24 protein-coding genes are annotated in these 21,608 nt (G+C 61.1%); 11 read left to right on the top strand and 13 right to left on the bottom strand.

The features are described from left to right. Nucleotides 1-25: 25 nt before the first annotated feature. From WC026_RS01390 to WC026_RS01405, 4 genes are read right to left on the bottom strand one after another with little or no spacing between them, the layout of a single operon-like run. Nucleotides 26-766 (bottom strand): ABC transporter ATP-binding protein, encoded by a 741-nt coding sequence (locus WC026_RS01390; protein ID WP_372709012.1) that lies wholly within the window; start codon nt 764-766, stop codon nt 26-28. Then, complete coding sequence (locus tag WC026_RS01395; RefSeq protein ID WP_372709013.1) at nt 754-1,563, bottom strand: ABC transporter permease; 810 nt, start codon at nt 1,561-1,563, stop codon at nt 754-756. The genes WC026_RS01390 and WC026_RS01395 overlap by 13 nt, the downstream gene beginning before the upstream one ends. Beyond that, entirely contained in the window at nt 1,526-2,506 is a 981-nt protein-coding gene (locus tag WC026_RS01400; protein WP_372709014.1) for an ABC transporter substrate-binding protein, read from the bottom strand. The genes WC026_RS01395 and WC026_RS01400 overlap by 38 nt, the downstream gene beginning before the upstream one ends. Further along, nucleotides 2,503-3,009 carry a DUF3280 domain-containing protein gene (locus WC026_RS01405; RefSeq protein WP_372709015.1) on the bottom strand — a complete coding sequence of 169 codons (507 nt, stop codon included), beginning with the start codon at nt 3,007-3,009 and terminating at the stop codon, nt 2,503-2,505. Before WC026_RS01405 ends, WC026_RS01400 begins: the two co-directional genes overlap by 4 nt. A gap of 374 nt (nt 3,010-3,383) precedes the next feature. Between WC026_RS01405 and WC026_RS01410 the strand changes: the two genes are divergently transcribed. From WC026_RS01410 to WC026_RS01435, 6 genes are all read left to right on the top strand, one after another. Beyond that, nucleotides 3,384-4,622 carry an ABC transporter substrate-binding protein gene (locus WC026_RS01410; RefSeq protein ID WP_372709016.1) on the top strand — a complete coding sequence of 413 codons (1,239 nt, stop codon included), beginning with the start codon at nt 3,384-3,386 and terminating at the stop codon, nt 4,620-4,622. A gap of 77 nt (nt 4,623-4,699) precedes the next feature. After that, nucleotides 4,700-5,683, top strand: a complete 984-nt coding sequence (locus WC026_RS01415; protein ID WP_372709017.1) for a PQQ-dependent catabolism-associated beta-propeller protein — start codon at nt 4,700-4,702, stop codon at nt 5,681-5,683. 35 nt (nt 5,684-5,718) lie between these two features. Beyond that, nucleotides 5,719-6,516: an ABC transporter ATP-binding protein gene (locus WC026_RS01420; protein WP_372709018.1), complete on the top strand. Its 798-nt coding sequence runs from the start codon at nt 5,719-5,721 to the stop codon at nt 6,514-6,516. Next, nucleotides 6,516-7,526 (top strand): ABC transporter permease, encoded by a 1,011-nt coding sequence (locus WC026_RS01425; protein WP_372709019.1) that lies wholly within the window; start codon nt 6,516-6,518, stop codon nt 7,524-7,526. The genes WC026_RS01420 and WC026_RS01425 overlap by 1 nt, the downstream gene beginning before the upstream one ends. An 11-nt stretch (nt 7,527-7,537) precedes the next feature. After that, the gene (locus WC026_RS01430; RefSeq protein ID WP_372709020.1) at nt 7,538-8,218 is read left to right on the top strand and encodes a hypothetical protein; all 681 of its coding nucleotides are present in this window, start codon (nt 7,538-7,540) and stop codon (nt 8,216-8,218) included. A 467-nt stretch (nt 8,219-8,685) separates the two neighbouring features. Then, nucleotides 8,686-8,928, top strand: a complete 243-nt coding sequence (locus WC026_RS01435) for a hypothetical protein (RefSeq protein ID WP_372709021.1) — start codon at nt 8,686-8,688, stop codon at nt 8,926-8,928. A gap of 176 nt (nt 8,929-9,104) precedes the next feature. Here the strand turns inward: WC026_RS01435 and kdsA are convergent, their stop codons facing one another. Together kdsA and pqqA are read right to left on the bottom strand one after the other, a co-directional pair. Continuing rightward, complete coding sequence (gene kdsA, locus WC026_RS01440; protein ID WP_372709022.1) at nt 9,105-9,968, bottom strand: 3-deoxy-8-phosphooctulonate synthase; 864 nt, start codon at nt 9,966-9,968, stop codon at nt 9,105-9,107. Nucleotides 9,969-10,086: 118 nt separating this feature from the next. After that, the gene (gene pqqA, locus WC026_RS01445; RefSeq protein ID WP_015597947.1) at nt 10,087-10,176 is read right to left on the bottom strand and encodes a pyrroloquinoline quinone precursor peptide PqqA; all 90 of its coding nucleotides are present in this window, start codon (nt 10,174-10,176) and stop codon (nt 10,087-10,089) included. A 451-nt stretch (nt 10,177-10,627) separates the two neighbouring features. On the opposite strand from pqqA, the gene WC026_RS01450 reads away from it, so the two are divergent. Beyond that, nucleotides 10,628-10,885 carry a hypothetical protein gene (locus WC026_RS01450; RefSeq protein ID WP_372709023.1) on the top strand — a complete coding sequence of 86 codons (258 nt, stop codon included), beginning with the start codon at nt 10,628-10,630 and terminating at the stop codon, nt 10,883-10,885. A gap of 95 nt (nt 10,886-10,980) precedes the next feature. On the opposite strand, the gene WC026_RS01455 is transcribed toward WC026_RS01450, so the two are convergent. The 6 genes from WC026_RS01455 to tpiA all read right to left on the bottom strand — a co-directional run bounded on the left by WC026_RS01455 (nt 10,981) and on the right by tpiA (nt 16,095). After that, the gene (locus WC026_RS01455; protein WP_372709024.1) at nt 10,981-11,502 is read right to left on the bottom strand and encodes a nucleoside deaminase; all 522 of its coding nucleotides are present in this window, start codon (nt 11,500-11,502) and stop codon (nt 10,981-10,983) included. A 249-nt stretch (nt 11,503-11,751) separates the two neighbouring features. Further along, nucleotides 11,752-13,380, bottom strand: a complete 1,629-nt coding sequence (locus WC026_RS01460) for a CTP synthase (protein WP_372709025.1) — start codon at nt 13,378-13,380, stop codon at nt 11,752-11,754. A gap of 111 nt (nt 13,381-13,491) precedes the next feature. After that, nucleotides 13,492-14,079 carry a hypothetical protein gene (locus WC026_RS01465; protein WP_372709026.1) on the bottom strand — a complete coding sequence of 196 codons (588 nt, stop codon included), beginning with the start codon at nt 14,077-14,079 and terminating at the stop codon, nt 13,492-13,494. Nucleotides 14,080-14,186: 107 nt separating this feature from the next. Beyond that, entirely contained in the window at nt 14,187-14,564 is a 378-nt protein-coding gene (gene secG, locus WC026_RS01470) for a preprotein translocase subunit SecG (RefSeq protein ID WP_372709027.1), read from the bottom strand. A gap of 107 nt (nt 14,565-14,671) precedes the next feature. Continuing rightward, nucleotides 14,672-15,322 (bottom strand): hypothetical protein, encoded by a 651-nt coding sequence (locus tag WC026_RS01475; RefSeq protein WP_372709028.1) that lies wholly within the window; start codon nt 15,320-15,322, stop codon nt 14,672-14,674. Next, nucleotides 15,319-16,095, bottom strand: coding sequence for a triose-phosphate isomerase (gene tpiA, locus WC026_RS01480; protein WP_372709029.1), 777 nt, complete (start codon nt 16,093-16,095; stop codon nt 15,319-15,321). Before tpiA ends, WC026_RS01475 begins: the two co-directional genes overlap by 4 nt. A 214-nt stretch (nt 16,096-16,309) precedes the next feature. Between tpiA and WC026_RS01485 the strand changes: the two genes are divergently transcribed. Both WC026_RS01485 and trpE read left to right on the top strand, forming a co-directional pair. Next, complete coding sequence (locus WC026_RS01485) at nt 16,310-18,196, top strand: SurA N-terminal domain-containing protein (RefSeq protein ID WP_372709030.1); 1,887 nt, start codon at nt 16,310-16,312, stop codon at nt 18,194-18,196. A 16-nt stretch (nt 18,197-18,212) separates the two neighbouring features. Next, complete coding sequence (trpE, locus tag WC026_RS01490) at nt 18,213-19,829, top strand: anthranilate synthase component I (protein WP_372709031.1); 1,617 nt, start codon at nt 18,213-18,215, stop codon at nt 19,827-19,829. A gap of 23 nt (nt 19,830-19,852) precedes the next feature. On the opposite strand, the gene WC026_RS01495 is transcribed toward trpE, so the two are convergent. Next, nucleotides 19,853-20,254 carry a hypothetical protein gene (locus WC026_RS01495; protein ID WP_372709032.1) on the bottom strand — a complete coding sequence of 134 codons (402 nt, stop codon included), beginning with the start codon at nt 20,252-20,254 and terminating at the stop codon, nt 19,853-19,855. Between the two features lie 112 nt (nt 20,255-20,366). Here WC026_RS01495 and WC026_RS01500 point away from each other — a divergent pair, with 112 nt between their 5' ends. Further along, nucleotides 20,367-20,885: a histidine phosphatase family protein gene (locus WC026_RS01500; protein ID WP_372709033.1), complete on the top strand. Its 519-nt coding sequence runs from the start codon at nt 20,367-20,369 to the stop codon at nt 20,883-20,885. Nucleotides 20,886-21,010: 125 nt separating this feature from the next. Continuing rightward, a complete protein-coding gene (locus WC026_RS01505; protein ID WP_372709034.1) occupies nt 21,011-21,607 on the top strand; it encodes an aminodeoxychorismate/anthranilate synthase component II in 597 nt (198 codons plus the stop codon). Nucleotide 21,608 lies beyond the last annotated feature (1 nt).

The following is a 21,608-nucleotide window of genomic DNA, read 5'->3' on the forward strand; positions in this document are numbered from 1 at the left end:
GCTAATGAAACCGCAGACCGGTGGATCAGGTGGCGAAGATGCGGCTCTGCTCCTGGAGCACCGCTGCCCGGTCGTGGCGCTGAGCATCCGTCAGGCTCACGGCCGCATCCTGGGCGACACTCGCCTGTCCCGGCGCGAGGCGCAAGATGCGCGTCCCGAGTTGTATTGCCTCGGATCGGTCATGGGTGACGAAAATCACAGTCGTCGGCTGCCGCCGCCAGAGATCCATTAACAGCGCCCTGAGGCTCGCCGCCGTCGGATCGTCGAGCGACACGAACGGCTCGTCCATCAGCAGGATTTTGGGTTCGAGAATGAACCCTCGTGCCAGCGCCGCCCGCCGCTGCATCCCGAGCGACAGCATTTCGGGATAGGCGTTCTGCGCCTCGCTCAGCCCGACCCGCTCCAGCATCGCCGGAATTTGCGCATGTCGTGGATCGCCGTCAGGAAGCGCGAGCGCGATGTTTTCATAAAGCGTTCGCCACGGCAAAAGGCGCGGCGTTTGAAAAATGAACGTCACGCCGTCTTTCGCAGGCCCGAGATCGACGGCCCCGTCGTAGTCCTTGTCGAGCCCGGCGATGATGTTGAGCAGCGTCGACTTCCCGCACCCTGATGGTCCGGTGATGACCAGGAACGAGCGCGGCGCCACCTCGAACGCAATGTCCTGCAGCACAAGCTGCGCTTCGCGATCGCCGACCGCCGGAAAAACTTTGCGCTTGATCACGACGCGGATCGCTCCGCCTGCGTCTTGTCCGTTCAGCGGCGCCATGCATTCATCCGGGTTTGCAGCGGTTGCAGCACCGCGAATTCGATAATTTGCACGATCAGGATGAAGGCCAGCGCGTAGGCCAGGATCGTGCCGACGTCAAATTCCTGGAACGCGATCGCGAGACGATATCCGACACCGTTCGAACGTCCGAAGGCTTCGACGACGAGCACGATCTTCCAGACGAGCGACAAGCCCGATCGCGCGGCGGCGGCAAAGAATGGCGCGAGTTGTGGCAACGTCACGTGCCGGAGCGTCTTCCAGTTCCCGAACTTGTACATCACCGCCATCTCGGCAAGGTCCTTCGAGAGGCTGCGCGCCCCCTCGCGCATGTTGACGGCGACGTTCGGGATTTTGTTCAGCGCCACGGCGAGGATCGCGGCGACATCCGTCAGCCCGAACCAGATGTAGCAGAGCGTGATCGTGACGAGCGCCGGCAGGTTGAGAAACAACGTCAGCCACGCATCGAAAAACTTATCGGCGGTTTTGTACTTGCCGAGCGCGAGGCCGATCGCCGTTCCGATGAACATCGAGAAAATGAAGGCGATCGCAACGCGCATCAAGGTTGCCGACGTATGCTTCCAGAGGTCGCCGTTCTTCGCTTCTCTGAGCATGATGTCGAAAACGGCGAGCGGCGTCGGCAGATACCTGTTCTGAAGCACGACCGCGAGCACGTGCCAGAAAAGACCGAGAACCAGCAGCGATCCCGCCATCCAGGCGAACCGCTCGATTGCCGAATTGAAGCCGAGGGCGCGCGCCGGCCTAGGTATGAAAGAGGTTTTGGTCGAAACGGGTGCCATCGCCTACGAGTTCCGCGTCTCCGAGTTCAATGAGAAGATTCGTCAGCTTTTCCGCAGCTGACGTCTCTGCTGGTCCCCAGGCTCCGGTAATGCCCGAACGGTAATAATCCCGGATCGCCACGAGTTCAGCATCCGAAGCCGGTTTGATCAGCGGCCGCAGCCGCTCCCACGCGGCGTCGGACTTTGCCAGTACCGCATTCGCATCGGCAACTGCACTCAAAAGAACGTCAACGGGAACGCTTCTGTCCGCCACCGCCTTCTCGGACCAGATGAACCCGACGAGCGCCGGTGTCGGACTGACCCCCAGACCTTTGACGACGTCCGCCATCGAGAGAACTTCCCGGGCGCCATCGGCACGCAGGCGCGCCGCATACGTCCAGAAGTTCAAAACAGCGTCGAGCCGCCCGCTTTTGAATTCGGCGCTAACAAGCGGCGCCGCGCCAAAAACCGGATCGGCGACATTCGCGATATCCTTGCCGATGACCTTGCGCGAATAGGCTCTGAGCAGGATCCAGCTTTTGTCGATGCCCGTCCCGGCAACGCCGATCTTCTTGCCGACGAGATCGGCAAAGGATTTGATCGGACTGTCCTTCGGCACCATCAGGCTGCCGAGGGCCGCCGAATACGGAGCAAACTTCAGGTCGTCACCCCTGGCGCGCTGGCGCAGCGCCCAGGTCCAATCGCTGACGATGACATCGGCGCTGCCCGAAAGAAGCGCAATCGGAGCCGCCGGATTGTTCGCGACTTCGACGACCTCGAGATCGAGCCCGTGCTTTTTATCGATGCCTTCGGCGCGCATCGTATCGATGAGCCAGCTCACCGAGCCGAATTTGACCGACGTCAGACGCACCGGCGTAGCGGCTCGCGCGAGACGCGGCAACACGCTCGTCGCGGTCAGCGCAAGCCCGGCGCCAAGCGCTTGCCGGCGAGTGAGAACGATCATTTCTGTTCGGCCTCGGCGTTGAAACGGTTCTTCCATAGATAACGAACGCCGCGCAACCACATATCGTCGGTGTTACCGCTGATCGCAGCTGACATGGTTTTTGTCGGCTTACCCGTCGCCGAGTCGCGAACGATGATCTGCAGATTGAGCGCGGCGCTCGACAGCTTGTCGACGTAACCGGTGACGGCGATGTCGGCGCCAGCATCCTTCGCAATCGGCGCTTCACAGCCGTCACATTTATAGAAGGGCGACGCCGCATCAATCGCTTTGGCCTTCGACGAAAGGTCCACGACGTCAAAGCGGTCGTCTTTCTGCATCAACGATCTCAGCTCGTCAGCCACGAGTTGCAGCCGCCGCAAATCTTCAGGGTCGTTCTGCGGAAACATCTCGCCGTCCTGTTGCGCGTCGTGGAAGTCGAACGGAAAGACTGCGGCCTTCGTGGTAGCCAGAGCCGGGGTAACCATCAGAACCACGGCAAAAGCCAAGAAAAGACGCTGCATCATAGGCGGTTCGGTCCATTTCGATTGCAAGCCGGGCTCTGACGTGGGCCAGGCTCGGAGGGTGGGTCATTGCGCTCGGCCGAAGCGCTCCATCTCATACGTGCTCGTTCCCCCTAGCGCATTGCAAGAGGTTCCTTCGGCGTTTAGCAAAAACGCCCAGTAACAAACGCGCGAGCCAAGGGCGCCGACCTTGACAAGCCGATGCTACGGCCCCTTTTACAGTAATACAGTAACACCCGGATCGATCGGCGGCCGGCCTCGCGCTTACCTGGCCGGAAAGTCAAACTGGAGTTGGATCCTTGGTTTTCCCAACAGCCTGCTCTGCCATGCGAACGCAGTCGTGGAGGGCCGCAGCCTCGAGCATTCTTGCGGGATGTATGGTGATCGCCAGCCCCGCAGCTGCTCAGGATGCTGCGCCGCAACCGGCTCAACCTGCGGCAGCCCCGGCCCCTCAACAGCAGTCCGCCAATACGGATGCGGATAAGAAAAAAATCACGATATCCATCCTTTACGCCAAACAGGACCGTACCGAGGAGGAACTGCCTCTTTCGATGCTCGACCTCCCTGCGGCGGACGACGGCATCGCAGGAGCCAAGCTCGCGATAGCCGACAACAACACCACGGGCCGCTTCCTCAATCAGGCATACAAGCTCGACATCCTTAATGGCAGCGTCGACGATCTGATCCAAGGTGCGACTGAAAAAGTCGACGCAGGCGACAATTTCATCATCGCGGATATGGAGCCCGATGCTCTGCTGAAATTCGCCGATGCGCTGAAGGGCAAGAACGCCCTGATCTTCAATGTCGGCAACCCCGACGACCGGCTTCGGGAAGAGGATTGCCGCGCCAACGTCCTCCACGTTGCGCCGACGCGCTCGATGCTGACCGATGCGCTTGCTCAATACTTGGTCTGGAAGCAGTGGCGGAATTGGCTCCTCGTCTACGGCCCCACGCCGGAAGACAAGCTGCTGGCGGATGCCTATCGGCGATCGGCCAAGAAGTTCGGCGGCAAGATCGTCCAGGAACTCGAGTTCAAGCAGGACACCGGAAGCCGTCGCGCCGATGGCGGTTACGAGCAGGTGCAGCAGCAGATCCCGACATTCCTGCAGAACGCCAAGGATCACGATGTCATCATCATCGCTGATGAAAAGCATCTTTTTGCCGATTATTTTCCATTCCGGACATGGGTCCCGCGCCCCATTGCAGGCTCTGCTGGGCTGACGGCGGCAAGCTGGCATCCGGCGCTCGAATTCTGGGGCGGCACGCAATTTCAGCACCGCTTCCGCAAGCTGAACAGCCGCCTGATGCGAAACATCGACTACGATGCCTGGGTTGCGACGCGGGCGATTGGAGAAGCCGCGACACGCAAGCACGCCGGTGATTTTGAATCGCTGCGCGCCTTCATCAAGTCTCCGGACTTCGAGGTTGCCGCCTTCAAAGGCGTGGCGACGAGCTTCAGAACCTGGAACGGACAGCTTCGTGAGCCGCTCATCGTCGGCACGGCAAAACTGCCCGTCAGCGTCTCTCCGCAAGCCGGGTTCCTGCATCAGACAAGCGTTCTCGATACGCTCGGATACGATAAGCCGGAAACCAAGTGCAAAGCCTACACGCAATGATGTCGATGCCAGCAACCGGCGCCAGCCACGGGCGAACGACGGCAGCCCCAGTTCACCTTAGTTATCGGAGACTAGCGATGTCGCGATCTTCAGCGATTTTTACGGCGTTCCTGTCGGCGGCCGCCATCGGCTCGACCGCCGGCACGGCCGACGCATATACGGCTTACGTCACGAACGAGAAAGACAACACGGTCAGCGTCATCGACACCGAAAAGCTCGAGGTCATCAAGACGGCAAAGGTCGGTCAGCGTCCGCGCGGCATCGTCATGTCGAATGACGGCAAATGGATCATCATCTGCACGAGCGACGACAATGACGTGAAAGTCTACGACGCCAAGACGCTCGAATACGTCAAGTCGCTGCCCTCGGGGCCTGATCCCGAGCTTCTGACGCTTCATCCCGATGGCAATCGCCTTTACATCGCCAACGAGGATGACAACCTCGTCACCGTCGTCGACATCCATACCTCGCAAGTCGTCACCGAAATCCCGGTCGGCGTCGAACCCGAAGGCATGGGTATGAGCCCCGACGGCAAGGTGCTGGTCAACACGTCGGAAACGACGAACATGGCGCACTTCATCGACACGACAAAGCATGAGACGTTCGACAACGTGCTCGTCGACAGCCGCCCGCGCGTTGCGATGTTCAATTCCGCGCAAACGCAGCTCTGGGTCTCATCCGAGGTCGGCGGCACCGTGACGGTCATCAATCCCGCCGATCGCAAGATCATCGGAAAAGTCACTTTCGACATTCCCGGAATAACCAAGGAAGCAATCCAGCCAGTCGGCATTCGCATCACGAAAGACGACAAGATCGCATTCGTCGCGCTCGGACCGGCAAACCGCGTCGCCGTCGTCGACACCGCCACTCTCAAAGTTTTGAAATACATTCTCGTAGGCCAACGCGTCTGGCAGATGTATTTCACCCCGGACGGCAAGCAGCTTTTCACGACCAACGGCGCCTCGAATGATGTGACGGTGATTGACGTTGCCAACCAAAAGGCGATCAAGTCGATCAAGGTCGGCCGTTATCCCTGGGGCGTGGTCATATCTCCTGACTGAACGGGCATTCAACCGGATTGCGAGACCCGAGAACAATGACGACGACAACGACAGCCTCGAAACCAGCCCCGGCTGAAATCGGCCGGACGCCGACACTCGTCGTCGACGGCGTCAGCCACAGCTTCGGGGACAAGAAGGTCCTCGACAACGTCTCGCTGACCGTCGAGCCGGGCGCATTCGTGATGCTGCTGGGTTTGAACGGCGCGGGAAAATCGACGCTGTTCTCGCTCATCACCCGCCTTTACGACAATGTCACGGGCGAGATCGAAATCTGCGGCTACGACGTGCGCCGCAAGCCGTCGCAGGCTTTGCAGCGCTTGGGCGTCGTCTTTCAAAGCCGCACGCTCGACATCGATCTCACGCTGACGCAGAACCTCAAATATCACGCGGCGCTGCATGGATTTTCCAATCGCGAGGCAACAGAGCGTGCGCACCTCGCGCTCGAACTCGTCGGCCTCGCCGATCGCGGAAGTGAAAGAGTTCGCGCCCTTTCCGGCGGCCAGCTTCGCCGCGTCGAGATCGCGCGCTCGATGATGCACCGGCCCGACTTGCTTCTGTTGGACGAGCCGACCGTCGGCCTCGACCTCGGCTCGCGCGAAGGCGTGATCAAAATCGTCCGCGATCTCGTGGCCAAGGAACACCTCGGCGTTTTATGGGCCACGCATCTCATGGACGAGGTTTTGCGGACGGATCAGGTTGTCGTCCTTCACAAGGGTGTTGTTCTTTTTAACGGCGGCGTACCGCAACTTCTCGCGCAAACCGGCACGACCAGCGTTCGCGAAGCCTTTCGCGCCATCACCGGCACCAAGGCGGCGGTCGAGGAGGCTGCCTGATGGCATCGTCCGCCTTTTCAACCGCGGCATCGGAAAGCCTCGCGGAGACCGACGTTGCCGCGCGCCGCCGGCTCGGCTTCAGTGGTTATGCGGCCTGCTTCAAGGGCATCGTCTGGCGCGAGATTCTGCGCTACCTGCATCAACGTGAGCGCTTTCTTTCAGCACTCGTCCGGCCACTGATTTGGCTTTTCATTTTCGCAGCCGGATTTCGCCAGACGCTCGGCGTCTCGATCATCCCGCCATATGAAACCTACGTGCTCTACGAAGAATTCATCGCGCCGGGCCTGATCGCGATGATCCTGCTCTTCAACGCGATGCAATCGTCGCTCTCGATGGTTTACGACCGCGAAACAGGCACGATGCGGACGCTGCTGGTTAGCCCCTTCCCGCGCTCTTTCCTGTTGCTGTCGAAGCTTCTCGGCGGTGTATCGGTCGCGTTGCTGCAATCGTTCGCCTTCCTGTTCGTCGCGTATTGGTGGGGCATCGAGCCGCCGCCGATCTCAGAGGTCAAGGTCTTCACCTTCTTCGATCCGCCAAGCTGGGCCGGCGCCGCAATCCCGAAGATGGCCGATCCGATCGTCCACACCCTGTTCTCGGTCCCGGACTTCATTCAGCCGTTCCTCGGCTACATCACGGTGATCCCGGCGATCATTCTCGGCGGCCTGATGCTCGGCGCGCTGGCGCTGTTCATCTCATCGGTCATCAAGCAGCTCGAGAACTTCGCGGGCGTGATGAACTTCGTCATCTTCCCGATGTTTTTCGCGTCGTCGGCTCTTTACCCTCTTTGGCGCATCCGCGAGGCGAGCCCGCTTCTTTATGAAATCTGCCGCCTCAATCCTTTCACCTACGCGGTTGAACTGGTTCGCTTCGCGCTGTACGGACAGATCGACACAATTTCGCTCGCAGTCGTCGTAGGCTGCACGGCGCTGTTCCTGGGCGCGGCGGTGTTTGCCTATAATCCCTCGAAGGGCTTGATCGCCCGCAGAGGCGGGCCGGGCGGCCCAGCATGATGAGGTGCGTTATGATCACAAACTTCGTTTTCCGCATGTTTGGCTGGACCGTCTCCGGCATCGCCGCAATGGCGACGGTCGCGCTGATCGCCGCTCCGACGTTTGCCGAAGATGCAAAGCCCGAACTCAAAAAAGACGAGTGGCCGTGCATCTATCGCAAGGTGCCGCAACTCTCCGCCGCGATGATCTGGGACGGCCCCGAGATCACTGATACGGCGAGCTGGCACAAGGACGACGCGATCCGGAAACTTTCGCAGTACGTGATTTCGCGCCGCGTGAAGGTCGATGAAGCCGATGCCGCCATCAAGAAATACGCGGCTGGGCTTCCTGAAGATCAGCGCGACGCCAAACTGACCGAACTATTTTCCGCCGTGCTGACACGCACCAACGAAGATCGAAAGACCGTGATGAACGGCATCGAGAAGTTTCATAAACGCCAGGTCGAACGCTCAAAAGATATCGAGAAAGAAGCCTTGGAGCTTCAGCCGGAGGAACAGGCAGCGGCCGAAGACCCGGCGGCCGACGTCGGCGTTGCCGGTCGGGCATCGGATGCCGAAGAAAAGTACAAGTGGGAAATCCGCGCCTTCCAGGAAAAGCAGGCCAACATTCCGATTGCCTGCGAAATCCCGCAGCTGATCGATGAGCGCGCCGGCGAAGTTGCGCGCGCCATCCGGGCTGAGATGAAAAGCTGACTTCCCAGTCGCTCCTTCCGATCCCACTGGTGCTACATCGCTTCGAGCGTAACGAGTTGAGCGCGAGCATCGATCGCGCTGTGGATGGCCGCCTTCGCGGCCACGACGAAAGAATGGCGGCAGTATAGGCGGATCGGGCAGCGCAATTGGTATGCGCCGTCGGATCAGTCGAGTTCTTTCCAAAATTGAACTGACAATGGTGGAGGTCCGAGTTCCCACCACCCTTCCGTCATGCCCGCGAAGGCGGCCATCCACGTCACGTGCAGCTATTTCTCATTCGAGCGAAGGCACATAACGGCTCGCGCGTTGGCGAAGAAAAAGTATTCACACCTCGTTAGCCTTAACGCGCCCTTAACTAAGGTTGACATATCCTCAACGCATTCGATCCACGACTCTTTCCGGTCCCTGCGATCGACAAATGCAAGTGATGTGTCGTCTCCCCGTTTCGCGTTTTGTGAGGTTGACAGATGCAATATGAATTTGTTTCGCGTGCCCTTGCCTACGTTTCCTGTCTCTCGACAATGAGCCTGTTCATGACGTCGATGGCGATCGCAGCCATCAATGTTGGAAAAGCCCAACCCTCGCTCGCCTGCCCATCCCACGCCTGCACGGCCGGCATCGTCGTTGCCGACAGCGCGGAATTCAGCGATTTCTCGAGCCAAGCTCAACTCGATCGCCTGGCGATGAAATTCTGGTCCGCAAAAATCTAAGGGAATACTCGCGCCAGTCCCTGACACGGCTTCTCCATTGACCGTGATGGTCACGCAGCTGGCGAGAGCGTCAAGCGCATAAAGCATTCGTAGCGCTGCGAATGCCGGCACGAGCAATCACACCGCGATCACCGCCTGCGCAGAATTCCGCGCAAGCACGAAACAAGCGCGAGACCTTAAGCTTGGCTCGCGCTCTTTTTCTTCACGACCCGATCGATCGCCTGAAGCTCGGAAACAAGCGCCGCGAAATCTTTCAGCGGAACCATATTGGGACCATCCGACGGCGCATGATCCGGGTCCTGATGCGTCTCGATGAAAAGACCCGCGACGCCTGCCGCGACCGCCGCGCGTGCGAGCACGGGCACAAAGCGCCTGTCGCCGCCTGACGACGTCCCTTGCCCGCCCGGCTGCTGAACCGCATGCGTCGCATCAAAAATGACGGGTGCGCCCGTCTCCGCCATTTGCGGCAACGCCCGCATGTCGACGACGAGCGTGTTGTAGCCAAAGCTCGACCCGCGCTCGGTGACGAGCACGTTCGGATTTCCCGAGCCCGTGACCTTCGCGACGACATTCTTCATGTCCCATGGCGCGAGAAACTGACCCTTCTTGATTTTGACGACGCGGCCGGTCTGGGCCGCGGCGATCAGCAGATCCGTCTGTCGGCACAAAAAGGCGGGAATTTGCAGAACGTCGACGACTTCGGCGACCCGCGCGCACTGCTCCGTCTCGTGTACATCGGTCACGATCGGAAGCCCGAAACGCTCGCGGATTTCAGCGAAGATCGGCAGCGCCGCGTCAAGCCCGATGCCCCGCCGCCCCGAAAGCGAGGTGCGATTGGCCTTGTCGAACGACGACTTATAGACGAGGCCAATTCCGAGCGTCTTCGCCGCCTCGGACAAAGCCGCCGCCATCTCCAGCGCGTGCGCCCGGCTCTCCATCTGGCAGGGTCCGGCAAGCACCGAAATCGGAGCATCATTGGCGAAGAGTACATTCCCGGCGCGAACCTGCGTCGCGGGCTTCAGCGGTTCATGGTGAGTCATGCGAGCGTTATAGCGGCGCCCTCGACGCACTGCGAGCCCTGCGGCGCATCCCATCCCGCATAAACAAAAACGGCGGCCGAATGGGCCGCCGTTTCAGGAACCTGAAGGTTCAAATTCGTTAGATCAGATCGATCTCGGCCGGGAGATAGCTCGTCACTTCGAGACCAACTTCCTGCTCGCGAACTGCCGGTTTTGTCCAGACTTTCATGGTGTGTCCTCCTCGGTATTCGACAGGTTGTTCCTGTTGTGAATGTACTTAGTGAGCTAACCTATAAAAGACCAATCTCTTTTCGCTAACGGCGTTCAAACTTTTCGTGATCACGAAAACGCGAACTGTTATAGCATTTCATATAGTTATGCCGTGTGAGCGATCATGATCGGAGTCGCTTCGATGCCACGGGCTTAATCGACTTTCGCCGTTGCCCAGCAGCGTTCTTCAGGACTTAACGGAGCTGATAAGGCACCAGAAATAGAACCTATAGACGCATGTTATATAACGATAAAAACAGACAGCGCTGGTGTCGCTAGCGCATCACGACTGGCCGCCGTTGACGCCTTATTGTGCAACGCCATAGGCCAATTTCCACCCGCCATGCTATAAAACGCGTGCAAGCCGCGACTCGGGAGGCGGCAGTAAACAAAAGGGAATGGGGACTAGCATGCTTGAGCAATATCCGTGGATTGAGCCTGTGCTGATAGGCGCCGTGATCGTGTTCGTTCTCGATCTGATCGGCAATCTGATTTCATTCTCCAACCGCTTCTTGAATGCGCTGGTGACAGCGGTCGTGTTCGCAGTCGTGTTCGGCGGTTTGCTCTATTCGGGCGCACTGCGCCTCGACGTCACGACAGTGACCGCACCGGCCGAAACGAGCGCACCTGTCAGCGCTCCGGCCGCACCCGCCACGACGACGCCATAGCGTCCACACGCGGCTCACGAGATCAAAGACAAATCCCGGCCTCATCCGCCGGGATTTTTTGTCAGCGCAATTTCAACCCCTGAATATCTCGGAGCTTATTTGAACAGCCGGATGGCATCGTCGCCGAGCACGCCACCGGTGACATCGATTGATGCGAATGGCGCCTTTGCTGCGATATCCTCTGCGGTCAGCATGATCTGGCCGATCTTGGCCGCGAGCTGAGAAATCGAGGCCGCGAAGACGACCCGTCCAATGCCGCACCAGATGATCGCGCCCATGCACATGCAGCACGGCTCACCCGATGTGTAGAGCGTGCTGCCCTTCAGCGCGTCAGCTCCGTGTTGCGCAAGAAAGGCACGAATGGCGACCATCTCGCCATGAGCCGTCGGATCGCGCTCGGCGTCCGTGCGGTTGTGCCCTCGCGCGAGCACCTCGCCATTCTTCACGATCACTGATCCGAACGGAAAGTCGGCCTTCGCCGCCTCATCGATCGCAAGCTGCATGAAGCGCGCGTCATCCGGCAACTCCGCCGCGGACCGCGCACGCGCTTCTCGTCCTGAGGTTATGGCGACCGCGACAAGCGCGGTTCCGCCTTGGAGCAATGTTCGCCGATGCATGGGTGTTTTCCCGCAGAGCAAAACGAGCGGCATAAAAATGCGCGCGCTTCGGCTCAAGGTCGAGGGCTAATCCGCACCCTCCGACATTCTCGGCATAGAAAACACCGACCCGCGTTTCGCCGAGGCAGTGGCGTCCCTCGGATTGCCCCTAGAGTGCTTCTAGAAAAGCGGGAACCTGTTTTCCGCTAAGAAGCACGGCAAAGCAAAGAGCTAGAGCCTTTCCGCGATGCCACCAAAATCGGAAAAGCTCTAGACGAGCCGGCTCTGCTCCACGGCTGCTGCAATGAAACTCGCGAACAGCGGATGCGGATCGAACGGCCGCGACTTGAGTTCCGGATGATACTGGACGCCGATGAACCACGGATGATCCGGGTATTCGACGGTTTCCGGCAGCAGTCCATCCGGCGATAGACCGGCGAACCGCAAGCCCGCCCGCTCGAGCGCCTCGCGATAGCGCATGTTGACTTCGTAACGGTGCCGGTGGCGCTCCGAGATGGTCGTCGATCCGTAGACCTTGGCGATGTGGCTACCGGGTTGCAGCTCGGCCGCGAAGGCGCCGAGGCGCATCGTGCCGCCAAGCTCTCCACCCAGGCGGCGCTGCTCGAGCTCGTTGCCGCGCATCCATTCCGTCATCATGGCGACGACGGGTTCGGTCGTTTCTCCGAATTCGGTCGAGCTTGCGTCGTGGATCTCCGCGAGATTACGCGCTGCTTCGAGGCAGGCCATCTGCATCCCGAAGCAAATGCCGAAATAGGGAACGCCGCGCTCGCGCGCGAATTTCGCAGCCAGCACCTTGCCTTCCGAGCCGCGTTCGCCGAAGCCGCCCGGCACGAGAATGCCGTTGAGCCCTTCGAGATACGGCGCCGGGTCTTCACGCTCGAAGATCTCGCTTTCGATCCATTCCAGGTTGACCTTGACGCGGTTCGCGATGCCGCCGTGAACGAGGGCCTCGTTGAGCGATTTATAAGCGTCCTTGAGGCCGGTGTACTTGCCGACGATGGCGATCGTGACCTCGCCCTCGGGCTGCGCGATACCGCGTGAAATCGTCTCCCAGCGCACGAGATCGGGCTTCGGCGCACCGGTGATGCCGAATGCGGCGAGAACTTCGCGGTCGAGCCCCTCGCGGTGATACGCCAGCGGCACGTCGTAGATCGAGGCGACGTCGAGCGCCTGAATGACGGCCTCGGGGCGGACGTTGCAGAACAGCGCGATCTTCTTGCGCTCGCCGACCGGAATGTCGCGATCCGAACGGCAGAGCAGAATGTCGGGCTGAATGCCGATCGCCCGCAGCTCCTTGACCGAATGCTGCGTCGGCTTGGTCTTGAGTTCGCCCGCCGATGGAATGTATGGCATCAGCGTCAGGTGGATGAACACCGAGGCGCCGCGCGGCAGCTCGTTGCCGAGCTGGCGGATCGCTTCGAAGAACGGCAGTCCCTCGATGTCGCCGACCGTGCCGCCGATCTCGACGAGCACAAAATCCACGTCCTCGTTGCCCGACAGTACGAAGCTCTTGATCGCATCGGTGACGTGCGGAATGACCTGCACCGTGCCACCGAGGAAATCGCCGCGACGCTCTTTCGCGAGAATATCCTGGTAGATGCGCCCCGTCGTGACGTTGTCCGACTTTTTTGCCGGAACGCCAGTGAACCGCTCATAATGGCCGAGGTCGAGGTCCGTTTCGGCACCGTCATCGGTGACGAAAACCTCCCCATGCTGATACGGGCTCATCGTGCCCGGATCGACGTTCAGGTATGGATCAAGCTTCTTGAGCCGAACCGAGTAACCACGCGCCTGAAGAAGCGCGCCAAGGGCGGCGGAAGCGAGACCTTTTCCAAGGGAGGAGACCACGCCGCCGGTGATGAAGATATACCGTTGCATGGGCCTTGCTTCTCGCACAGCCGGACCCGGATTCGGAAGCGGCTTTTTTGCACCTTCACCAACCGAAAAGGTCGCAATCCCGGCACATTGCCTCTTGAGACCACGTTGCAGCTACCTGCCGCAGTGCTGCGCGACCTCCTGAGAAGCCGCCGCCTCGACCTCAGGCGGCACGGATTCGGATTGAAGTTCGGCCTTTAGCGCCAAAGCCGTCTGTCGCGTCGGGCGCACGTCGGCCCCCTGCTCCTTCGGCTCATAGGTAACGTCGACCGCGACGATCCGGTAGTCCAGCGGCTTGACCGAGATCTGCCCGTCCTTGTTGGAAACTTTGGTCTTGCCGCAGGTGATGCCGATTTGCGCCGCGGTCGCTTTGAAGGTCTTCGCACGCTGCTCGTCGCCGTATTCCGCCGCCCGCGCCAGCGCAATCTTCTCAAGTCGCGTCGCGGGCGTGCCGGGAGGGCCAGCAGCCGTGACGTGCAGGCTGCCGTCGGCATTGGCTGAAACGCTGTATCCATTGGGCGAAAAGAGACTGGCGGGCTGATAGGCGGCAATCGACGCCGTCGAAGCATCCGCCAGGTTCGCGCTACAGCCCCCGAGCAGCGAGGCGGCTGCCCCCGCGATCAAAACCGAACGCTTTCCGAGCCGATAACGGCCGCGGCACAAGCCAGATTGAAAGCAGTTCCGCGCGCGCGCCACGATCATCTCCACAGCCCCCCGATGCCCTGATAGTTTTACAGGGAACGTAGCGGTGGTCCATCGGCCATCGTCAGACGACAGCCGCTATGAACAGAGCTTTTCGCAGATAGCGCTTACTGGTTCTGCGGAACCGCCGGCCCCGACGGCTGCAGTTTATCCAGGATACCGCCGCGCCCTGCTGGGGCGCTCTCGCCCGGCGTGGCTGGACCGGTCACCGGCGCACCGGCCGGACGGGTCGCATCGAACACCGAGCCTGCGTTTCCGGAGTGACGCGCCAGCAACGTCAGCGCGATGCTGGTGAGAAAGAACGCCGCTGCCAGAGCAGCCGTCGACCGCGTCAGCAGGTTCGCCGTGCCGCGCCCGGTCAGGAAACCGCCGCCGCCACCGCCACCGCCGATTCCCAGCGCGCCGCCTTCAGACTTCTGGAGCAGGACAACTCCGACCAACGCCGTTGAAATCATGAGGTGAATGACGAGCAGAACGGTGGCCATAGCGGTCTCGAATCCAGCAATTTAGCGTTGTCGAACAGGGCGGTTTTACCCGCGACGGGCCGCTATACACCAGCGCGCCGCATCCGGCCAGCCCCAGGTGGCCAAAATCACGGCCCCGAATGCGGCAGCACCATGGTCTCACCGAACCCGAACATCAGCTGATTGGCGCCTTGCCCTGCCGAAACGTCGGGGGATTGCACCGTCGAACCCGTCCGTTCGGGCGCCGGCGTCGGCGCTTCAGCCGCAGCCGCCCGGGCTGCGGGCTTCGCACCTTCCGGCGGCTCGAGGCTTCCCGATTTCGGATCGCCGGACTTGGGTTTTTTGCGCGTGGTCTTGTTCGCGGGCTGCTTTTTGGTCGTAACGGCGGGCGTCGCGCCGGGCTTCACCGGGTCCTTGACCACCGGGATGGTCGGGTCGGCGTCCGAGTTGATCTCGATGCGGGCCGCGGCTTCACTCGCTTTCTGAGCGTCGACCGAGAGCCGGGCATCCCGGCAGCCAAACTGAACCTGCTCGTCGAGTTCGATATAGTGCTGCACTTCGCGCAGCCGCTCCGCCGACAAGTTGGCCTTTGCCCAGTCCGCCCCCTTGCTCATGTCGCTGAGGATGCCGGCCTGACGGAATTTCTTTTCCTCCGCACGTAGTTGCGTACAGGCGTCGCGATCGAGCTTTGCCTTCGTCGCGTGCGCGGCGACCGGCGCGAGCAGAGCAACCCCGGTCAGGCAATGGATCAGGCAATGAAAACGTGCGGAAAGCATCATCGGCCCTCATAAGCCCGAAGTATGGCCAGAAAATCACTTGCTTTCAAACTCGCCCCGCCAACGAGCGCACCGTTGACATTTGGAATCGCCATCAGCTCCGCCGCATTATCCGGCTTGACGGAGCCGCCGTAAAGAATGCGCGTGCTGGCGCCTTCCGTGCCAGCCACGTCGGAAAGATCACGCCGGATCGCGGCATGCACAGCCTCGATATCGGCCGGCGTCGGCGTCAGGCCCGTGCCGATCGCCCAGACGGGCTCATACGCAATGACGGTGTTCGCGGCCGTCGCTCCGTCCGGCAGCGAAGTTTTGAGTTGTCGCGATACGACCTTCAGCGTCGCCCCGGCAGCGCGCTCACCCTGCGTTTCACCAATGCAAACGATGGCGATCAGCCCGGCTCGATGCGCGGCGGCCGCCTTCGCCTTGACGTCGGCGCTTGTCTCTCCGTGATCGGCGCGGCGCTCGGAATGGCCGACAATGACGGCCGCTGCACCCGCATCCTTGAGCATCTCCGCCGCGATGTCGCCGGTATGCGCGCCCGAGACTTTCGCATGACAATCCTGCGCCGCGATCCCCAGCCGAGAGCCGGATGCGGCTTCGGCGAAGGATGCAATGAGCGTCGCCGGAGGCGCGATCATGACATCGGCGGCTATCGCAGCCGAGGGCCCGGCAAGCGCATCGCGAACCGCCACGGCCTCGGCCAGGCTGCCGCGCAGACCATTCATCTTCCAGTTTCCGGCAACGAGCGGCCGAATAGTGTGTCCTTGCCCTGCCATCGTGTCCCTTTTTTAATGTTGGACCTGCAGTTTTCTGCGCGGCTTTCTCCGGATCGGCATTCGGGCACCCTGCACCCTTGCAATCTGCGGCAGCCTGCGCTTCATATCACGCTGATCCGCCCCGTCACGTGGGGCTGTCCGCCACGAAGCCGTTTGACCCTACGCTCTCCCGCGCGGCAGCGTCACGCTTCCATCAACGGGAATTTCTATACCCATGCTCGACGCAATGAGACGCGGCGCCCAGACACCGGTCGCCAAGCTGCTGTTCGGACTTCTTTGCGTAAGCTTCGCGATCTGGGGCGTCGCCGACGTTTTCCAGGGCAGGGGGCGGGGTGCGGTCGCCAAGGTCGGCCACACGGAAATTTCCGCGGAAGAATTTCGCCGCTCCTATCAGAACGAGCTGGATCGTATTGCGCGCCAGTCCAATCAGCGCATAAGCGCCGAGCAAGGTCACGCCTTTGGCCTTGATCGCCAGGTTCTGGCTCAGATGATCGCCGGCGCGGCGATCGAAGCGCACGCCGACCAGCTCGGCTTGGCGATTTCGGACAAGACGCTCGCCGAAGGCATCCAGACCGATCCGAATTTCCAGACGGACGGCAAATTCAGCAGGCAGGGCTTTGAAAATCTGCTGCAGCAGATCGGGCTCAGCGAGCAAGGCTTCCTCAATCTCCGCCGCAAGGATGAGTTGCGCGGCGCAATCGTCGGCGCCCTGATCAAAAGCCAGTCTGTCCCGAAGCCGCTTCTCGATGAGATGCACGCGTACAATCAGGAGAAGCGCGTCATCGAATGGGTCAAGATCGACCCCGACGCAGTGACCGTCGCGGAGCCCGACGAGGCGACCCTCAAGAAGCGCTACGAGGACGACAAGGCCAAGTACATGACACCGGAATACCGCAAGGTTCAGGTGCTGATGTTGACGGCCGATGATCTCAAGAAAAACATCGCCATCAGCGACGAGGACATCGCCAAGGCCTACGACAACGACAAGGATAGCTATAACACCCCCGAGCAGCGTCGCGTGCAGCAGATCGCGTTCAAGGATCGTGCGGCGGCCGAGGCGGCGCTGAAGGCCCTGCGCGACGGCACGAAGTCGTTGGCCGATGTCGCCAAGGAAGCGGGCGCCAAGGATACCGACGTCGATCTCGGCCTCATCAACAAAAAAGCTCTGATCGACCCGAAAGTCGCCGACGTCGCCTTCTCGATTGAGAAGGATAAGTATTCAGACGTCATCGATGGACGTTTCGCGACCGTCATCGTGCGCGTCACGCAGATCGAACCTGGCACGACGAAAACGCTCGCCGACGTCAAGGATCAGGTACGCGACAAGCTCGCAAACGAAAAAGTCCACGGCGATCTGCAGACCAAGCGCGACGATGTCGAGGATGCGCGGCTCGCCGGCAAAACGTTGAAAGAGGTCGCCGATCAGTTGCACCTCACGTTCAAGGAAATCGCCGCGACCGACGCGACCGGTCTGGGGCCTGACGGCAAACCTGTCCTTGAGACGCCCGACGTCCGTAAAATCACGGCGCGGGCGTTTGCTCCCGACAGCAGCGACGACTCCGCAATCGACCTTTCCAACGACGGCTACGCGTGGGTGAACGTCCTGTCGTCGGACGCGCCGAAGCAGAAAACCTACGACGAAGTCAAAGACGCCGTGAAGCAGGACTACATGTCCTCCGAGCATCACCGCCTGCTCGACGAGCTTGCCAAAAAGCTCACCGACAAAGTCAACGCCGGCGAGCCCATGACCGCGATCGAAGCCGAGGCGAAAGGCAAGGTGGAGAAAACAGAACCGATTACGCGCAAGACGATCCCGCAAGGCATCAGCCAGTCGATGGTTTCGCAGGCGTTCGGATTGGCGAAAGGAAAAGCGGGGCACGGGGCCGCGAGCGACAACACGACCGAAATCGTATTCCGCGTCGCCGACGTTACGCCCGCCGCCGCACCGACGCTGACGGAAACCGATGAGCTGACCCGCCGCCTGCAGGACGAATTGGCCAACCAATCGCTCACCGAATACACCGAGGCATTGAAAAAGCGCTTCGGAGCCTCGGTAAATCAGGCCGAGTTGAACTCGGCCGTCGGCGTCAGCCAAGAATAGATCAAGAGTAGATAACGTGACTACATTGTCGTCAGCGCCGTCGGCGAACGATGCCGGGTCCGGTTCCGGGTCCGCATCTGGCGCCGAGGTTTTTCCAAGCCTCGGCGACTTCTCGAGCGCGTATGGCAAAGGCACGGCGCAAGTCGTCTGGACCCGCCTTGTCGCCGATCTCGAAACGCCGGTTTCAGCATATCTGAAATTGTGCGACCGGCGACCGATGAGCTTTCTGCTCGAGTCGATCGAGGGCGGCTCGGCACGCGGGCGCTACTCCGTCATCGGGTTCTCGCCTGATCTCGTCTGGCGCGCCGACGGCGACACCGCCAGCATCAACCGGTCGCCGATGACCGACCCGGCCGCGTTCGCCCCGGACGATCAATCGCCGCTGCCGTCGCTACGCCGGCTGCTCGCCGAAAGCGCCATCACGCTGCCCGAAGCCTTGCCGCCGATGGCCGCCGGAATCTTCGGTTACATGGGCTACGACACGGTTCGCTTGATCGAACAGTTGCCCGAGATGACACCCGACACGCTCGGCGTGCCCGACGCGATCCTCATTCGCCCGACGTTGATGCTCATCTTCGACAACGTGAAGGATGAGATGACGCTCGTGACGCCGGCGCGTCCCGCTCCCGGCATCTCGGCCGACGACGCCTATGCAAGCGCCATCGCCCGCCTTGAGGCCGCGATCGAAAGCCTCGACGTGCCGCTGCAGCATGGTTCGTCCGCTGCCGCCACGACGGCGGCGCTTCCCGAGCCGCAGTCGAACACGACGGCGCCCGAATACATGGCGATGGTTGCGAAAGCGAAAGAGTACATCAAGGCTGGAGACATCTTCCAGGTCGTCCTCTCGCAACGCTTCTCGGCGCCGTTCGCGCTGCCCTCGTTCGCGCTTTACCGCGCGCTGCGTCGGCTCAATCCGTCGCCGTTTCTGTTTCATCTCGATTTCGGCTCGTTCCAACTCGTCGGCTCGTCGCCTGAAATCCTCGTGCGCGTGCGCGATGGCGAGGTCACCATTCGCCCGATCGCGGGCACGGCCCGGCGCGGCGCCAACGAAGCCGAGGACAAAGCGCTGGCCGCGGCGCTCCTCGCCGACCCAAAGGAACGCTCCGAGCATCTGATGCTGCTCGACCTCGGCCGCAACGACGTCGGCCGCGTCGCGACGCCGGGCACCGTCACGGTGACCGACCAGTTCGTCATCGAGCGCTACAGTCACGTCATGCACATCGTCTCGAATGTCATCGGAACGCTGGACGAAACAAATCACGACGCGATCGACGCACTGATGGGCGGCTTCCCGGCGGGGACCGTATCGGGCGCGCCGAAAGTCCGCGCCATGGAAATCATCGCCGAGCTTGAGAAGGCCAAGCGCGGCCCTTACGCCGGCTGTGTCGGATACTTCTCCGCTGGCGGCGAGATGGATACCTGCATCGTGCTCCGAACGGCCATCGTGAAGGACGGCGTGGTCCACGTGCAATCCGGCGCCGGCATTGTTCACGACAGCATTCCCGAGAACGAGCAGCAGGAATGCATCAATAAGGCGAAAGCCGTGGTCAGGGCCGCTGAGGAAGCCGTGCGCTTTGCGTCGAAGGGCACCGTGACGTCCGGCCTCGGCGGCAATGGCGGCGTCTTCGGCTAACGCCGACGATCTTCGAGCCCGGCTCAGCTCTTCGGCTGCAACTGCGGTTCCTTGCGCCAGCGCCTGCCCCACGCACGCTGCCACGGCGACCAGCGCGGCCGCCACAGCAGACTGACGATACTGTGCCAGATCGCATAGAGCACGAACCAGAACAGCACGCGGACCGGCACGACGCCCAACGCGAAAATCCAGCGTTGCGCCCGCTTCGATGCCTGCGATCCGTATTTTTGCGTTCGCACCCGCACCCAGGCGCGCACCTTTTCCTGCCCCAGCACCCGTTCGCTGACCCGCAGGGCGACGAACGCGATGACGAGGAGCGGAAGCACCAGCCACAGCAAGATCCAGAGAACTTGCGTGACGATCCAGAAGATGATGCTAACCAAAACTCCAATGAGCCAGAGGAAGGGTGCGAGCACGTAGTCCATCTGTCACGAGCCTCTCATTGCGGCAGTGCGAACTTTGACCTACCCGCTTAACGGCACCAGCGGCGTGCTGTAGACTTAGCGCGACCCGCCGCAACGCCAGCTCCGGATTAGAATGCTTTCCCTCGCACTCCTTCGTCATGCAAAATCGAGCTGGGACGCCAGCGACCTTGAGGATTTCGACAGGCCGCTCAACGCGCGCGGCCGCGCGGCAGCCCCCGTCATGGGTGACGCGCTCCGCGATTTTCCATTCGCACCTGAAATCATCCTCTGTTCCCCGGCCAAGCGCACGCGCGAGACCTTGCACCTCATCGATCCGAATCTCAGCGAGCCGCGCGACGATGTTCGCTTCGAACAACAGTTGTATCTAACGAACGCCGAAACCCTTCTCGAGCGCCTACGCCATGTACCTGCGACCGCCAAAACGGTCCTGATCGTCGGCCACAATCCCGGCCTGCACGAACTTGCATTGATGCTGGCCGGACGTGGCGATGCCAAATCGATATCGCGCCTCGAAGACAAATTTCCGACCGCCGCCCTGGCGGTCCTGACCTTTCCGCAAACGGCTTGGCGCGACGTCGGCCCCGCGTCCGGTTACCTCGAGGGGTTCATCACCCCGCGCGATCGCGGTTGAACCTTGTTTGAAGAGGCGCTTTAGGACGACCATATTCTTGTGTCGCGCCCCGCCGCGTGTCTGCTAGATAGGTCGGAAATCCTCTTGCGGGATCGCACGAAGCCATCCGGAGCACAAAGGCCAACATGCTGATTCTGATCGATAACTACGACAGCTTCACGTACAATCTCGTCCACTACCTGGGCGAGCTTGGCGCCGAAAGCGTGGTGATCCGCAACGACAAGGTGTCGGCCGAAGAGGTTCTCGAAAAGAAACCGCAGGCGATCGTGCTTTCGCCCGGACCGTGCACGCCGAACGAAGCCGGAGTTTGTCTCGATCTCATCAAAAAGGCCGGTCCGGCGATTCCGCTACTCGGCGTCTGCCTCGGCCATCAGGCCATCGGACAGGCTTATGGCGGCAAAGTCGTGCGCGCGCCTGTGCCGATGCACGGCAAGCTCTCGACGATCAGAAATACCGGCGAAGGCATCTTCAAGGGCTTGCCGAAGACATTCAATATCACCCGCTATCACTCGCTGATTGTCGATCGCGCGACGCTGCCCGATTGCCTCGAGGTGACCGCCGAAACCGACGATGGCATCATCATGGGATTGCAGCACAAGACGCATCCCGTGCACGGCGTGCAGTTCCACCCCGAGAGTATCGCATCCGAGCAGGGCCACGCGCTGCTTGCAAACTTCTTGCTGCTTGCAGGCTTCACGCCGAAAAGCCGGAAGGCGGCATAAC

It is taken from the genome of Hyphomicrobium sp., assembly GCF_041674905.1.
Lineage (GTDB): Bacteria > Pseudomonadota > Alphaproteobacteria > Rhizobiales > Hyphomicrobiaceae > Hyphomicrobium_B.